The sequence below is a fragment of the Bacillus salacetis genome (genome assembly GCF_049177075.1).
GTDB lineage: Bacteria > Bacillota > Bacilli > Bacillales > Bacillaceae_B > Rossellomorea > Rossellomorea salacetis_A.
Genome location: NZ_CP185377.1, coordinates 707,028 through 721,880 on the forward strand (window position 1 = coordinate 707,028; position 14,853 = coordinate 721,880).

Consider the following 14,853-nt stretch of genomic DNA (forward strand, 5'->3'; position numbering starts at 1 on the left):
AGAGGCACAATGAAGTATGGCTTTTGGTTACCGATTTTTGGAGGATGGTTGCGAAATGTTGAGGATGAAAACATGCCGGCCGCTTATGAATATGCCGAAAAGGTTGCCACATCAGCGGAAAAGTGGGGATATTCCACAACCCTGATTGCGGAACTTTATTTAAACGATATAAAAGGTCAATCTGAAGATTCTTTAGAGGCCTGGACCACAGCTGCCGCACTTGCTGCGGTGACCGATAAATTGGAAATCATGACTGCGATCCGCCCGGGTTTCCATAATCCTGCAGTAACAGCTAAAATGGCGGCGAACATTGATCAACTGAGCAAAGGGCGCTTCACGTTGAATGTCGTTTCAGCTTGGTGGGCGGAAGAGGCCCGTCAATACGGCGGTGCTTTTACTGAACACGATGAGCGTTACGACCGCACAAGGGAGTTCATCGATGTGTTAAAAGGTCTGTGGTCAGAGGATTCCTTCTCTTATGAAGGCCAATTTTATCAGCTCGAAGATACGAAACTATTCCCAAAACCGTTTCAAAGACCAAATCCGATTCTTTATGCCGGCGGAGAAAGTGAAAAAGGAAAATCGACCATCGTTGAAAAATGTGACGCTTATGTCATGCATGGCGGGACTGTGAAAGAAATTCAGACAAAAGTAGCGGATATGAAATCCAGAAGAGAAAAAACGGACAATCCGGAATTGAGTTCATTTGGTATGGCTGCCTATGTCATCTGCCGCGATACGGAAGAAGAAGCGATGGAGGAATTGGCAAGAATCACTGAGGTAAAAGAATCCGATGCTTACTCAGGCTTCAAGGATTTCACAAGCAAATCCCAGCTTGAACAGCAGATTCAGCTGCAGGATTACTCTGTATCCAACAGGGGTCTTCGTCCAAATCTGATCGGAACTCCGGAGCAGATTGCTGATAGAATCTTAGAATATGAGAATGCGGGACTGGACTTGCTGCTCCTTCAATTCTCGCCGCAGCTTGAAGAAATGGAACGCTTTGCAAAACAGGTTATGCCTTTGGTAGAAGAAAAACGAAAAACAGCAGAGGGAGTGCTTTCCGTTGAGTAAAATCTATGTAATTCATGAAAACAGCGAGTGGACTGTTCACCTGACGAATCGATTGGAAGAGCTGGGACTGCCTTACGAAGAATGGCATCTGAGTGAAGGGACACTGGACCTTTCACAGGAACCGCCGGAAGGCATTTTTTACAGCAGAATGAGTGCTTCATCGCATACAAGAGGAAACCGATTTGCAGCTGAATATACCGGCCAGGTACTGGCATGGCTTGAGGCTCATGGACGGAAAGTCGTGAACGGCAGCCGCGCGCTTGAACTTGAAGTCAGCAAAGTAAAACAGTATCTTGAGTTGAATAAGCATGGAGTGCCGACACCGAAAACGGTTGCTGCAGTAGGGAGGGAGCAGATCCTGAAAGCTGCGGAATCATTCGAAGGCAAACCGTTCATCACAAAACACAACCGTGCCGGCAAAGGCTTGGGAGTGCAGTTGTTCCAAAATATTGAGAGCCTGCGGAGTTATGTAGAAGGTCCGGAATTTGAAGAGCCTGTAGACGGAGTGACATTGATCCAGGAATATATCCAGGCACCGGAAAGCTTCATCACACGCTGTGAATTTGTCGGCGGCAAGTTCGTCTATGCAGTCAGGGTCGATACGTCGGAAGGATTTGAGCTTTGCCCGGCGGATGCATGCTCCATCGGTGACCTGTTCTGCCCTGTTGGGGAAGAACAGCCTGCAGAAAAACCAAAGTTCCAGGTCATAGAAGGTTTCCTCGATCCTATTTTGGAAAAATACGAGAACGTACTGGCAGCCAATGACATCAAAGTTGCCGGCATTGAATTCATTTATGACCAGGATGGCAGTATTTACACCTATGATATCAATACCAATACAAACTATAATTCCGATGCGGAAGCAAGAGCCGGAAAATATGGCATGTTGGAACTTGCGAAGTATCTTGAGCAGGAACTGGAGAAACTGAGTGTAAAAGAACACGTTACAATATAAAGCACTTTAACGAATTAACGCGCCGGGGGACTGTCCCCCGGCGCGTTAATGTGCTAAAGCGAAATAGCTCAGCCGATTCCCGTCAACGGCTTCAACCTGAAAGAATCCAATGCATCATTTACGTAGTCAATATCATAGATTTTTTTCTCTATACAAAATCGGATCACCAAGTCATAGGAGTCACTGTAGGAGAGAGAATAACCGGCTGTGTTCAATAAATCATCGGTCTTATCTTGCTCGAGTTCAAGAGCTAGAGCCAAGGCAATCGCAGTGTTCCTGCCGACACGGTAATCGGGTTTTGAACGGATTTTTGAAAAGAGCTTCCGGTCAATCCCTGCTCTTCTGTAAACTTCGGGGTCGGTCAGCCCTTTTTCATCGATGATGCTGAACAGCTCCTGGCTGAATGAAGGCTGTTCATTTTCGCTGATGAAATCCTCCAATTCACTGCTATATTTGGCATCGTCCAGCAGTTCACTTTCTATTCGGAAGGACGATTCACAAACCGGCAGGGCGGCTTCTTCCTGATGCCTTTGAATGTATTCTTTTAATTCTTCCAGAAATCTTTTGTCCAGCTGCATGAATATCACCTCCGAAAATGTCGCTCATCAGGCGACCAAAATATGGATGCGGTTAGGTATGATTATACCATCAACCCGTTGAAGGAGATGGATGAAATGAATAAGAATCTGACAGAAGTGGTGTTCCTTCTTGATCGAAGCGGTTCCATGGCAGGACTTGAAAAGGATACAATCGGGGGCTTTAATGGATTTGTAAAAAGACAGTCAGAACTGGAAGGGAAAACACTTGTCACAACTGTTCTATTTGATGACCGGTACGAGGTGCTTTGGCAGGGGGCACCAGCCGAGGAAGTAACACTGACGGACAAGGAATATTACGTAAGGGGCTGCACGGCATTGCTGGATGCTATAGGTAGAACGATTATGGAAGTGGGACAGAGACTTGCGGGGACTCCAGAAGGCAGCCGTCCCGGCAATGTGATCTTTGCCATTACCACCGACGGAATGGAGAATGCGAGCCGGGAATTCAGCTATGAAAAAATCAACGAAATGATCAAGCACCAGCAGGGAAAATACAGCTGGGAATTCATCTTCATGGGAGCCAATATTGATGTTGCACAGGAAGCCGCCCATCTGGGCATCAGCGCGGAAAATGCCTATGACTTCGAGGCTACAGAAGATGGCGTAGAAAAAATGTACACGAAAATGAGTGAAGCTGTATCGGAAATCAGAGAAAAATACTGAGGGCACTTCAGTCCTTTAAAGCAGCGGGGGACTGTCCCCCGCTGCTTTAACGCGTTAATCGGCTAAGAGGGACAGTCCCCTATCGTGCGTTAATGTGTTAAAGTCACCCATTTTAATTGCTTGTTTGGCTTTCTTTATAGAGTTAGACTGACTATAACCCGGACCGCTAATTCTTTTTCGATTTTTGTCGATATTATATATATGAAGAAAATCAGGTCTGTCAGCAGACTTTTAATTAGGGAGCTCAAAGATAGTGGGTACTAAAACAAATGGTTCATTTATGAATATAGTTTTCATTGTGATTTTAATACAGATATTCCAGTTGATTCTCGGATTGTATTTTCCGGTAGAGAATTTTGCCAACCTGATTATGCAAGTGTTTCTGACGATCATCACCCTGGCACTGGTCTATTTCATGCTGAAGGGGATTTTTCAAACAACAAGCGAGCTAAGGGAAAGCAACCAGAAGTTGAATAATATTTTTGAGTCCCTGGATGTCGCTATATGGTCGCATGACCTTAAGTCCGATAAGCTCTTGATCACTCCTGGAATTGAAAAACTGTACGGAAGAAAGCTGGAGGATTTTTACCAAGATTATTTTCTGTGGAAAAAAGTCATCCATCCTGATGACTTAGAAATACAAGCAGAGAGACAAAAAGTTATCCAGTCAGGAACCCCCTGTACAAGTACATACCGGATCATCAAGCCGGATGGGAATATCCGCTGGATAAAGGATAGAGGCATCCCGACCCTTGATGAAAAAGGAAATCTCATTTATTTTTCCAGCGTCTTGTTTGATATTACAGACCGAAAAGAGAGCGAGGACCGATATCGAAGCCTGGTGGAAATGTCGCCGGATATTATTGCAGTCACCCGAAATGGGAAGTTCATTTATATTAATGAGACTGGGAGCAGGGTACTTGGCGCGGAAAACTCCGCCCAACTGATAAACGGGAATGTTTCAAGGATTGTCAGTGAGGAAGACGCTCAGATGATCAGGGAATCGGTAAATAGATTCAGTGAGCGTGAGAAACCCGATAATTTGATTTTCGAAGTTAAGGCATCCCGTTTTGATGGGAAGTTAATAGATGTCGAAGTTTCAGCCATGCCCATCCTTTACGGCGGAAAGTCAGCAATCCAGTTGGTAGGAAGGGATATTACCGAGAGGAAAAAATCCGAAGAAACCATCCGGGAAATGGCCTATTATGATACTTTGACAGGCCTGCCGAATCGGAATATGTTCAAAAAGAACCTGGATGAATTCATTAAGAACCCTGAGGCCGATTCATTTGCCATACTGTTCCTCGATCTGGACCGTTTCAAAGTGATCAATGATACGAAGGGTCACTCAACAGGAGATCAGCTTCTTGTAGAAGTGGCTCAGCGGTTAAAATCGGCGATTGAAAAGGAAGGAGAGGTGTTCAGGCAGGGAGGCGACGAATTCATCATCCTTCTGGAAGGCAGCAACAGGGAAAGGGTTTCTTATATTTCAACACAACTACTGCAGAGTTTTGCCCGGCCGATTGAAATATCCGGACAGGAATTTTTTGTGACACCAAGCATTGGAATCAGCATGTATCCAAGTGATGGTGAGGACCAGGAAACATTGATCAAGCATGCAGATACAGCTATGTATTTGGCAAAAGAACGCGGGAAGAATAATTTCCAGTTCTATAACAGTGAACTGAACCGTTATTCTTCAAGAAAAATGGATCTTGAAAATAAACTCAGGAAGTCGCTGGAATTCAACCAGCTCAACCTTCATTACCAGCCTAAAGTAAACCTGGAAACAGGAGATATCCTAGGGGTGGAGGCGTTGATTCGCTGGGAGCACCCTGACCTGGGGATGATTTCCCCGGGGGAATTCATTCCTCTCGCAGAAGAGACCGGACTGATTGTCCCGATTGGAAAGTGGGTCCTGCAGGAGGCTTGCAGACAAAGTAAAGAGTGGGAAAGGAACGGGGCTGGTTCCATCCCTGTAGCTGTCAATATTTCTGTAAGGCAGCTTCAGGATGATGACTTTGTGGAATTTGTCCAGAACCTTTTAAAAGAGGCAGAAATGAATCCTGCCCAGCTGGAATTGGAAATCACCGAAAGCATCATGCAGGACTTCAACAGATCATCCAGAATCCTGTACAGCCTAAAGGAACTGGGCGTAACCATCAGCATCGATGATTTTGGAACAGGGTTCTCTTCTTTGAATAACTTGAGATTTCTTCCGATTGACCATATTAAAATTGATAAATCATTTGTAGATGACATCATCGATCATTCCAGGCACTCTAAAAATGGTTCCATCGTCAAAACCATTATTGACCTGGGGATAAATATGAATTTTGCCATTATAGCTGAAGGTGTGGAAGAAAAAGAGCAGGTGGACTTCCTGCTGCAGAATTCCTGCAGCATCGGACAGGGCTTTTACTACAGCCGTCCATTGCCGGCGGACCAATTGGAAGCCTATATCAGAAGTAAATTAAAGGGCTCTTCCACCGACTAACGCATCACCGCGATGGGGGACAGTCCCCCAGCGTGATAACGCATTAACGTTTTAAAGCACTAAGAGGGACTGTCCCTTTTAGTGCTTTAATGGGGTAAAGGAGAAACGTAAATGAACTATGTCTACAATTATTCCTGGGATGAAAACGAAAGGCACTTGTGCGCGATGGAGATGAGGACCCTTTTTGGAAAGGGTTCAGAGTCCAACATCCTTGAAAGTGCGTTGAAGGTGGATCCAAATCGCAGCCCTTTTATAAGGGAGCGCATTGAAGTGCTCTGTGAAGCTGAAACTCTTCAAGACTTAGCCCAACAGGTTAAAGCGCTGCCTGAACTGCAATCGACTTTTAAAGTCATCTATGTAAAGGATCCTATTTTTATAGACAGCGATAAGACGGGCTTTGAAGAGCGCAGGAAAGCAGAACGTGAAGTCGGTTTGAGCGTTAAAGGGAAAGCAGACCTCCATAATCCAGGAATTCTTCTTGGAATTAAAAAGGTGAACTGCCGCTGGATCTTCGGTAAGTATATTAAAAACGAAGCAATATGGCTGAAGCATCAGCAAAAGCCTAACAGTTACTCAACGGCATTAAGCACCCGGATTGCCCGGGCGGTTGTCAATATTGCGGTCCCGGATCCTATAGGCAAAAAGGTGATCGACCCCTGCTGCGGGATAGGAACCGTATTGGTCGAGGACTTATCAATGGGAATCGATATTGAAGGCAGTGACATCAATCCTCTTGTCATCCCTGGGGCAAAGGAAAATATTAAACACTTCGGACTGCATGGGCACGTGGAGTTTAAAGATATAAGGGATGTTAAAGGAACCTATGATGCTGCCATAATTGACCTGCCTTATAACCTTTGCTCAGTTATCACCCCTCAGGAGCAGCTTGAAATGCTTGAAAGTGCGAGAAGGTTCACTGAACGGCTGGTCATTGTCACTGTGGAAAAAATCGATTCGGCCGTTGAACAGGCAGGTTTTACAATAGAAGACCGCTGCGTTGTCACAAAAGGGAATTTCATGCGTGAAATAATAGTATGTGTGTGAATGGGCACCTGCTTAAGAGGGCGGGTGCTTTTTATCAATAAAAAACAATTCCTTAGACACTCGAAATTAAGTATAATCAGAATGTATTTAACTATGAAAATATAAAAATGAGGTGTCCATCTATGATCAAGCGTTTCTTCAGCTATTACCGCCCTCATAAAAAGCTGTTTTACATAGACTTTTTCTGTGCGATGCTGGTCGGGCTATTGGAGCTTGGATTTCCGCTGGCGGTTTCCTGGTTTATTGATGAACTGCTTCCGGATGGGAACTGGGCCCACATCACGGCAGTAAGTGCCGGGCTCCTGACCCTTTATATCATGAGTTCCGGGATGCAGTTTGTCGTGAACTACTGGGGGCATAAGCTCGGAATCAACATCGAGACGGATATGCGCCGTGAACTGTTCAATCATGTGCAGCGCCAGTCATTCCGTTTTTTTGATAATACCAAAACAGGACATATCATGAGCCGGATCACCAATGACCTTATGGATATCGGTGAGCTTGCCCACCATGGGCCGGAAGATTTCTTTATCGCCATCATGACGTTTGTCGGGGCGTTCTGGATCATGCTGACAATCAATGTGAAGCTGGCGCTCGTTGCCATCATTATCGTTCCGTTCCTGATCTGGCTGATTTCTTACTCAAACATTAAGATGAATACAGCCTGGACGAAGATGTATGGAAACATTGCCGATGTGAATTCACGGGTTGAAGACAGTGTCTCCGGAGCACGGGTCGTACAGTCTTTTACTAATGAAGAGTATGAAAAAGAGCGATTCAATGTCAATAACATGTTCTTCCGTAAATCGAAACTTCAGGCATACAAGGTGATGAGCTGGAACTTGTCCGGAATCTACATCACGACCAGATTGATGACGCTGGCCATTTTGGTATACGGGGCATGGCTCAGCTTTACAGGCGAACTATCATATGGTGAACTTGTCGCTTTCATTCTTTATCTGAATGCGCTGTTTAAGCCAATCGATAAAATCAGTGCCCTCCTGGAGCTGTATCCGAAAGGGATGGCCGGTTTCAGGAGGTTCTCGGAACTAATGGACGAAGAGCCGGATATCGAAAACAAACCCGATGCTATTGAAGTTCCTGCCCTGAGAGGGGATATCCGCTTCAGGAATGTCAGCTTCGGTTATGAAAACAATCGCACCATCCTGAATGACATGTCTTTCTCCATTCAAGCGGGAACAACCGTTGCGTTTGTCGGTCCTTCGGGGGCAGGAAAAACAACGATCTGCTCATTGATTCCGCGTTTTTATGATGTAGAGGCCGGAGTCATTACGGTTGATGGAATGGACATCCGGGACATGACAAAAGAGTCCCTTCGTGCCAACATCGGCATTGTGCAGCAGGATGTCTTCCTATTTACGGGGACACTGCGGGAGAACATTGCTTATGGCAGACTGGGAGCTTCACAGGAGGACATAGAAGAGGCTGTACGCAAAGCACATCTGACTGAGCTGGTTGCTTCTCTTCCTGACGGGTATGACACGCAGATTGGAGAAAGAGGGCTCAAGCTCTCCGGCGGACAGAAACAAAGGCTGGCCATTGCCCGTATGTTCCTGAAGGATCCGTCGATCTTGATCCTGGATGAAGCAACCTCTGCACTTGATACCGAAACAGAAGCGATTATCCAGGAAGCACTGAATGATCTCTCAAAAGACAGAACGACGCTTATTATCGCCCACCGTCTGGCAACCATCAAAAAGGCTGACCGGATTATGGTCATCACGGAAAATGGGATAGCGGAAGATGGTTCCCATGCGGAGCTGCTGTCCACAGAAAACGGAATCTTTGCCAAACTGCATGCTCATCAGCATTAAAATTTTACCCGAATATAAAAAACCTGCCACATAGCATGCGGCAGGTTTTTTTCATTCCAGATTAATCGACAAAAACCGGGTGGTGACTGTCACTAAGCATCTAAGCTTGCGGCGGCTTGCGGTGTTTCGTGCCCTGTTCATAGCCGTAGGCAATTTCGATAAGAGCAGGTTCACTGTATGCGCCGCCGGTGAAGGTGATGCCGACCGGTTCTCCTTCAGAAGTGAAACCGGCAGGTACCGTGATGGAAGGATATCCCGCTTTGGCAGGGATCATGGCACCAAAGTTGTTAGGAAATACGATGGCATCCAATCCGTGCTCCTTCATGACTGCATCGATTCCATTCTCCTTGGACAGGTATTGATCTTTTTCCAGGCTCTTGAGATAAGCAGGATCCAACAGCCCATTGGTTTCCTCGGATTCTTCCATTACCTTCTGGCCGTACTTCAAGGCAGGTTCACCTGTTTCATTGTTAAACCGGATGATATCGCTGAGAGTACGTATACCCACGGAAGGGTCAATTGTTTTTAAGTAAGCATTGATCCCGGACTTGAATTCGTAAAGAAGGACGTTGATATCCCAGTCTGCATCGGTAGACGGAATCTCGACGGCATCGATGACCTCTGCTCCTAGTTCAGCCAGTTTCCCGACAGCGGCATTCATGATTTCCAGTTTGGACTCATCCAGGTAATCAAAGTAGGTGCTGCGGGCTATGCCAATCCTTTTACCCTTCAGCCCGTTTTCAAGAAGGTGATCAGTGTATTTGGTTTCCGATAATTCATTAGCTGCTGTAATGGAATCTTTTTCATCCACTCCCTGCAATGCCTGAAGCAGAAGGGCAGCATCCGTAACCGTACGTGCGATCGGGCCCGCAGTATCCTGGGTGTGGGAGATCGGGATGACGCCCGAACGGCTGATCAATCCAACAGTCGGCTTGATTCCGACAAGTGAGTTTTGGCTTGCCGGGCTCAAGATGGAACCGGACGTCTCTGTACCGACTGAAACCACAGCAAGGTTTGCAGCAATGGCCGCCGCCGAACCGGCACTGGATCCTCCGACCATGAAGTCAGCACCATAAGGATTCAGGACCTGGCCTCCTCGTGAACTGTAGCCGGTCGGCATCTCTTCTGCCATGAAATTGGCCCATTCGGTCAAATTCGTCTTTCCAATGATGATAGCTCCTGCTTCGCGCAGCTGTTTCACTAAAAATGCATCTTCCTTCGCATAAGATTCTGCGAGCGCAAGCGATCCTGCACTCGTATGCATGTTATCGCCTGTGTCGATATTATCCTTGATGACAACAGGGATTCCATGCAGAGGCCCGCGGCTGCCTTTGGTTTTTCTTTCAAAATCAAGTGCAGCGGCAATGTGCAGGGCATCGGGATTGACTTCAATTATCGAATTAATCCTTGGACCGGATTGGTCGACCGCGGCGATTCTATCAAAATACATCAGCACCAGGTCCTGCGAGCTGATTTCGTTGTTATGTAATTTTTTCTGGATATCCTCGATTGTGGCATCGATGAGCCAGTCATTTTTAAGTTTTTCCAATTTAGGATTGATCATGACGTTCGTTCCTTTCTGATGGGAAAATTAAATCTCTAACGATAGTATACTATTAATGGAAGTGGAATCCCTCTTTCTTGTTTAAAAGAAATATTTCCTTCAATCCGGGGTATAACAGATACTATACTAATATACACTGGAGGACAAATAATGAAATGGAGAGGAAGAAGAGGCAGTTCTAATGTAGAAGACCGCCGCGGGATGGGCGGAAAAACGATAGCTGCAGGGGGAGGGATAGGCGGATTAGTTTTGATTCTCCTGTTCACCTTTCTTGGCGGTGATCCCGGCGCATTGTTAAACAACTTCGGTGGGACGGAAACAGAGACAAGCCAGTCTTACCAGGGGACTGAACAGGAAGAAGAGCTGGCTGATTTCGTTTCGGTTGTACTGGCAGATACAGAAGAAGTCTGGACAGAAATTTTTGAAGAACAGGGGATGACTTATAAAGAGCCGACCCTTGTTCTGTATACGGACAGTGTTCAATCAGCTTGCGGGACTTCAAGCTCTGCAGTGGGTCCGTTTTATTGTCCAGGCGATCAGAAACTTTATATCGACCTGAGCTTTTATAATGAACTGCAGCAAAAATTCCAGGCACCGGGTGATTTTGCCATGGCCTACGTGATTGCCCACGAAGTCGGCCATCATGTGCAGACCCTGCTTGGTACCAGTGATGAAATCATGCCGCTCCGTAATCAGCTCAGTGAGGCGGAATTTAATAAATACCTTGTCCGGTTTGAACTTCAGGCTGACTATTATGCTGGTGTCTGGGCCCACCATGCACAGGGGATGGACCTCCTCGAAGAAGGAGACCTCGATGAAGCCTTGACCGCCGCGAGTGCGGTAGGGGATGACACCATTCAAAAAAGGGCAAGGGGGTATGCCGTTCCGGAAAGTTTTACGCATGGAACTTCGGAACAGAGGAAAAAGTGGTTTTCTAAAGGTTTCCAAAACGGGACCATAGAAGGCGGCGACACGTTTGAAGCTGCAGGCTTACGGTAAATCCGGCCCTGTCAATAAGAAATCCCGCATGATTTCATGCGGGATCTTCTTCTTATCTTGCGTTCGGGAATACTCTTCTAGTCATTTCACTGAATTCCTCGAATAACCCTTCGACAGGCTTTCCGTTTTGCAGGTCGTTACCATAATTCTTCATCCGGTCCACAAAGTCAGGGTTGGAAGATACATAAACATTTTCGATATCTTGATCCGTTTCTCTTACAGCTTTAGAAACCTTTTTTTCAATTTCTTTTGTGACTTCACCTTCTTCATTGCCTTCCAGCATGACAGCAACAAAAGCGTTGTTCTCCGTTACGATGACATTCGCCTGTTGTACCTCTTTCAGATCATTGACCCTTTTCGCTGCGCGGTCGGCAACTTCCATTCTTTGCCCGCCGTTATTTCCATTGCCATCAAACATTCCATTGTCAGCGTTGTTTCCGTTATTCCCATTATTATTATAGCCGACATTTTGAGTCTGAAGATTGTTATCGCCCGCTTCATTCCCGCCATTAGCCATACCGCATCCTGCAAGTAAGGCCAGTCCTGTTAAAACAGTGAACATGAATTTAAGGTTTTTCATATCTTTCCCTCCAACAAATTAGATTACAATGTTAGATTTTACGGTAAGCAAAAAACTATACATCTTAAAAGAAAAACAACGATGTTGGAAGCGGATTGCCTGTTCGGAGACAGCCCTTTTATCTTGAAAATTTTGAATATACAGATAAAAAATCCGTTTTATGGTAAAATAATAATAAGGTCACCAATTGAATCTGGTTCTGCTGTGATGAGGTCACATGAATAAGGAGGACTCACAATGTTGTGGTGGATTTTTGGGTTGATATTATTTTTCTCAGTCATCGCTAACTTACTCAGGCCTAGAAGGAAGACGTTTGAAGATCGTGAGAACATTATCCAGGAAGAGGAAAGAGCCAAAGCCCAGAACTATTTTGGGGGCTGAAAAAATAGAGAGGCGCAAACCAGATGATGGTTTTGCGCCTCTCAGACTGTATACATATTTATAATGAATTCCTAAAGCACGTACCTACAAAGAGGCTGAGTCCCTGAATTGTTTATTCCACCGTTCTGCTTTTTTCAGGGAAGGAAGGTCATTCATTATATCTCCCGGTCTTACTCCGGCACCGATCATATAGTCCGTAAATTCCATGTTCACAAACTCAAAAATATAATTGAATTGCTGTACGAGTGGAAGCCCCTTAATGTTTGCACTGCTTCCACCGGTGATGACCACATAAGCTTTCTTCTTCGTCAACTCCTCTTTCAGGTTAAAACGCTCATCACGTAAATACTGTGACCATCGGTCGAAGAAATTCTTCATTGGGCCGCTCATGCCATACCAATAAAGGGGAGTGGCAAACAAAAGGACGTCATGCTCCAACATGAGGCGGACCAATTCTTCATAATCATCATTCACTGGTGAAAAGCCTTCCTCCGTATGTCTCATATCAATAATCGGCTCGATATGTTTCTCAGCTAATTTGATGGCTGTATGGTCGGTTCCCTCAAGGATTTTGTTCGCCAGATACTCCGAGTTCCCGTTTTCTCTTGTGCTCCCCAGCAAAGCAAAAATCTTCATCAGCATACACTCCTCATTCTATTCATATGTAGTATATTTCCAATAGCCTATATTGTTTCCAACTGTTCCGGATACTGTTCAAAAATAACACAAAATCCCCTTATATCCTATCCTTCGATATTCGTGAAAAAGTTGAGCCAGGCACAAAAGGGGAGGATTGAGCCAGGCACAAAAAAAAAGACGGCTGAACTCAGCCATCTATTTCATTAGATTCTCCGGATTCAACCCAGCCAGCGATTCCACGACAAATTTCCCGTCTTTACTGATCAGAACATCATCAAAGTAAATTTCACCGCCGCCGAATTCAGGCTTGAGCATCAATACGATATCCCAGTGGATGGAGGACTTGTTTCCGTTATCAGCTACCTCGTAGGCTTCCCCTATTGCGATGTGAAGGCTCCCGTTGATCTTTTCATCAAATCCGATGTCATTCATGATGTTATTGATATAAGGATTGACTCCAAGAGCAAATTCACCGACGAAGCGCGCACCTTCATCAGAATCCAGGAGGTCGTTCAGCTTTTCGTTGTTGTCACTCTGGCAATCGGTGATCTTCCCATTTTCAAAAGTAAACTGGACATTATTAAAAGTCTGCCCGGCATAAATCGATTTTGTGTTGAAGGTGATCCTTCCATTGACTGAATCCTTGACAGGAGCCGTAAACACTTCGCCGTCAGGGAGATTGATTTTGCCGTCACATTTAATGGAAGGCATATCTTGTATGGAGAAGCGAAGGTCTGTCCCTGGTGCAACGATTCGAACCTGTTCTGTTTGATTCATCAGATCGACAAGCGCATCCATCGCTTTTGACATTTTGCTGTAATCCATTGTGCATGTTTCATAGAGAAAGTCCGTGTAAGCTTCCGTACTCATCTCGGCCAGCTGGGCATATGCTTTGGTCGGCACGTTGAACAGAACCCACTTCTTTTTAAGCTGTTCATCACTCACTGGCTTGTAGGCCTGGCGATACGTATTCCTTTTATCTGATGGGATATCAGCATACTCTGAGATATTGTTTTCCCCTAAGATCAGAATCACTGAATCCATTTCTCTCATTTGTTCCAGCTTGTGTTTTGCATCCAGCTCAAACTGTTCTTTTGTTCCGGAAAGCATCATTTTACGATTGATTCTATAGTCCGTTTGTTCAACGAAAACCTGTCCGCCTGCTTTAAAAACTTCATCCATAAACGGAGCGATATAATCATAATCATGAACATCCAGGGCTTCAATCAGTACTTTTTCCCCTTTTTGGACATTCAGCGAGTACTGGACAACGGTTTTGGCGAGTGTATGTATTCTTGAGTCCATTTATAAAAAACCCCCTTGTGAAAAATGGAAAGAGATATCACCAGTTAAAGCAATCAATTAAGGTGATGTGTATAGTAAATATACTGCGTCCTCATTTATTCTAGCACATTCAATACGTGGATTTTTTAATTTTTCTATCTGTCCTTAAGGTAAAGGAAGATATGTGTTGTAAGTATAGGGTAATATGTGGGAGAGGGGTGTAAGGGGCTATGTCATTTTAACCATTTGACTGTATTGACCCGGGTTCCGTCATCTGCTGAAGAGCTGATGGAGAATTCGTCCATCAAGTTCTGCACGCCTGGAAGGCCTGCTCCGAGACCGCCGGAAGTTGAGTATCCGATTTCCATCACTTTTTGGACATCGACAATCCCTGGTCCTGAATCGGCCGTATAGATTCTGAGCCCTGTTTTATTGGAGGTTTGCTGCTTATACAGGATGATATGGCCTTGATGGGCATATAAATACAGATTCCTGGCAAGTTCGCTTACGACTATCACGATCCTTGTCTGGTCAAGGATACCGAAGCCGATCTGCTTTGAAAAATCCCTTGCGAAGTTTCTGGCGGATGCAATGTCTTCCAAATTCATGATTGAAATGGTTGCCAACATTTCCACTTTCATACCTCCAATCTATTTTCCGTTTCTTTGGCTGTTAACAATAAAAGGTAAAAGGGATAATCTTCTAAAAATAGGTGAATACCGGCTTATTGTTTGCCTGT

General features: G+C 45.2%; 14 protein-coding genes. 8 read left to right on the forward strand and 6 right to left on the reverse strand.

What is annotated here, in order from left to right; genetic code table 11:
• Window positions 1-9 precede the first annotated feature (9 nt).
• On the forward strand, window positions 10-1,074 hold the full coding sequence (locus ACOJQI_RS03605) for an LLM class flavin-dependent oxidoreductase (protein ID WP_421383650.1): 1,065 nt from the start codon (window positions 10-12) through the stop codon (window positions 1,072-1,074).
• Window positions 1,067-2,029 (forward strand): ATP-grasp domain-containing protein, encoded by a 963-nt coding sequence (locus ACOJQI_RS03610; RefSeq protein WP_421383652.1) that lies wholly within the window; start codon window positions 1,067-1,069, stop codon window positions 2,027-2,029. The genes ACOJQI_RS03605 and ACOJQI_RS03610 overlap by 8 nt, the downstream gene beginning before the upstream one ends.
• A 68-nt stretch (window positions 2,030-2,097) precedes the next feature.
• Here ACOJQI_RS03610 and ACOJQI_RS03615 read toward each other — a convergent pair whose 3' ends face one another.
• A complete protein-coding gene (locus ACOJQI_RS03615) occupies window positions 2,098-2,607 on the reverse strand; it encodes a hypothetical protein (RefSeq protein ID WP_421383654.1) in 510 nt (169 codons plus the stop codon).
• Window positions 2,608-2,649: 42 nt separating this feature from the next.
• Between ACOJQI_RS03615 and ACOJQI_RS03620 the strand changes: the two genes are divergently transcribed.
• From ACOJQI_RS03620 to ACOJQI_RS03635, 4 genes are all read left to right on the forward strand, one after another.
• On the forward strand, window positions 2,650-3,291 hold the full coding sequence (locus ACOJQI_RS03620; RefSeq protein WP_421383656.1) for a vWA domain-containing protein: 642 nt from the start codon (window positions 2,650-2,652) through the stop codon (window positions 3,289-3,291).
• Between the two features lie 253 nt (window positions 3,292-3,544).
• Window positions 3,545-5,788 (forward strand): EAL domain-containing protein, encoded by a 2,244-nt coding sequence (locus tag ACOJQI_RS03625; RefSeq protein ID WP_421383658.1) that lies wholly within the window; start codon window positions 3,545-3,547, stop codon window positions 5,786-5,788.
• A 111-nt stretch (window positions 5,789-5,899) separates the two neighbouring features.
• Window positions 5,900-6,832: a TRM11 family SAM-dependent methyltransferase gene (locus tag ACOJQI_RS03630; RefSeq protein ID WP_421383660.1), complete on the forward strand. Its 933-nt coding sequence runs from the start codon at window positions 5,900-5,902 to the stop codon at window positions 6,830-6,832.
• A 122-nt stretch (window positions 6,833-6,954) separates the two neighbouring features.
• Complete coding sequence (locus ACOJQI_RS03635) at window positions 6,955-8,667, forward strand: ABC transporter ATP-binding protein (protein WP_421383662.1); 1,713 nt, start codon at window positions 6,955-6,957, stop codon at window positions 8,665-8,667.
• 100 nt (window positions 8,668-8,767) lie between these two features.
• Here ACOJQI_RS03635 and ACOJQI_RS03640 read toward each other — a convergent pair whose 3' ends face one another.
• Window positions 8,768-10,231, reverse strand: a complete 1,464-nt coding sequence (locus tag ACOJQI_RS03640) for an amidase (RefSeq protein WP_421383664.1) — start codon at window positions 10,229-10,231, stop codon at window positions 8,768-8,770.
• Window positions 10,232-10,381: 150 nt separating this feature from the next.
• Here ACOJQI_RS03640 and ACOJQI_RS03645 point away from each other — a divergent pair, with 150 nt between their 5' ends.
• A complete protein-coding gene (locus ACOJQI_RS03645) occupies window positions 10,382-11,230 on the forward strand; it encodes a neutral zinc metallopeptidase (RefSeq protein WP_421383666.1) in 849 nt (282 codons plus the stop codon).
• 52 nt (window positions 11,231-11,282) lie between these two features.
• On the opposite strand, the gene ACOJQI_RS03650 is transcribed toward ACOJQI_RS03645, so the two are convergent.
• Window positions 11,283-11,810 (reverse strand): YhcN/YlaJ family sporulation lipoprotein, encoded by a 528-nt coding sequence (locus ACOJQI_RS03650; RefSeq protein ID WP_421383668.1) that lies wholly within the window; start codon window positions 11,808-11,810, stop codon window positions 11,283-11,285.
• A 237-nt stretch (window positions 11,811-12,047) separates the two neighbouring features.
• On the opposite strand from ACOJQI_RS03650, the gene ACOJQI_RS03655 reads away from it, so the two are divergent.
• Window positions 12,048-12,191, forward strand: a complete 144-nt coding sequence (locus ACOJQI_RS03655) for a hypothetical protein (protein WP_421383670.1) — start codon at window positions 12,048-12,050, stop codon at window positions 12,189-12,191.
• 84 nt (window positions 12,192-12,275) lie between these two features.
• Here ACOJQI_RS03655 and ACOJQI_RS03660 read toward each other — a convergent pair whose 3' ends face one another.
• The 3 genes from ACOJQI_RS03660 to ACOJQI_RS03670 form a co-directional block, all read right to left on the reverse strand.
• Window positions 12,276-12,827, reverse strand: a complete 552-nt coding sequence (locus ACOJQI_RS03660; protein WP_421383672.1) for a flavodoxin family protein — start codon at window positions 12,825-12,827, stop codon at window positions 12,276-12,278.
• 198 nt (window positions 12,828-13,025) lie between these two features.
• A complete protein-coding gene (locus tag ACOJQI_RS03665) occupies window positions 13,026-14,135 on the reverse strand; it encodes an aminopeptidase (RefSeq protein ID WP_421383674.1) in 1,110 nt (369 codons plus the stop codon).
• Between the two features lie 212 nt (window positions 14,136-14,347).
• Entirely contained in the window at window positions 14,348-14,749 is a 402-nt protein-coding gene (locus tag ACOJQI_RS03670) for an anti-sigma regulatory factor (RefSeq protein ID WP_421383676.1), read from the reverse strand.
• Window positions 14,750-14,853: the final 104 nt, after the last annotated feature.

Coding starts and splice junctions, on each gene's coding strand:
- ACOJQI_RS03660 (WP_421383672.1), bottom strand. CDS start 12,827: ATGAAGATTTTTGCTTTGCTGGGGAGCACAAGAGAAAACGGGAACTCG.
- ACOJQI_RS03615 (WP_421383654.1), bottom strand. CDS start 2,607: ATGCAGCTGGACAAAAGATTTCTGGAAGAATTAAAAGAATACATTCAA.
- ACOJQI_RS03650 (WP_421383668.1), bottom strand. CDS start 11,810: ATGAAAAACCTTAAATTCATGTTCACTGTTTTAACAGGACTGGCCTTA.
- ACOJQI_RS03630 (WP_421383660.1), top strand. CDS start 5,900: ATGAACTATGTCTACAATTATTCCTGGGATGAAAACGAAAGGCACTTG.
- ACOJQI_RS03665 (WP_421383674.1), bottom strand. CDS start 14,135: ATGGACTCAAGAATACATACACTCGCCAAAACCGTTGTCCAGTACTCG.
- ACOJQI_RS03620 (WP_421383656.1), top strand. CDS start 2,650: ATGGATGCGGTTAGGTATGATTATACCATCAACCCGTTGAAGGAGATG.
- ACOJQI_RS03640 (WP_421383664.1), bottom strand. CDS start 10,231: ATGATCAATCCTAAATTGGAAAAACTTAAAAATGACTGGCTCATCGAT.
- ACOJQI_RS03635 (WP_421383662.1), top strand. CDS start 6,955: ATGATCAAGCGTTTCTTCAGCTATTACCGCCCTCATAAAAAGCTGTTT.
- ACOJQI_RS03655 (WP_421383670.1), top strand. CDS start 12,048: ATGTTGTGGTGGATTTTTGGGTTGATATTATTTTTCTCAGTCATCGCT.
- ACOJQI_RS03645 (WP_421383666.1), top strand. CDS start 10,382: ATGAAATGGAGAGGAAGAAGAGGCAGTTCTAATGTAGAAGACCGCCGC.
- ACOJQI_RS03605 (WP_421383650.1), top strand. CDS start 10: ATGAAGTATGGCTTTTGGTTACCGATTTTTGGAGGATGGTTGCGAAAT.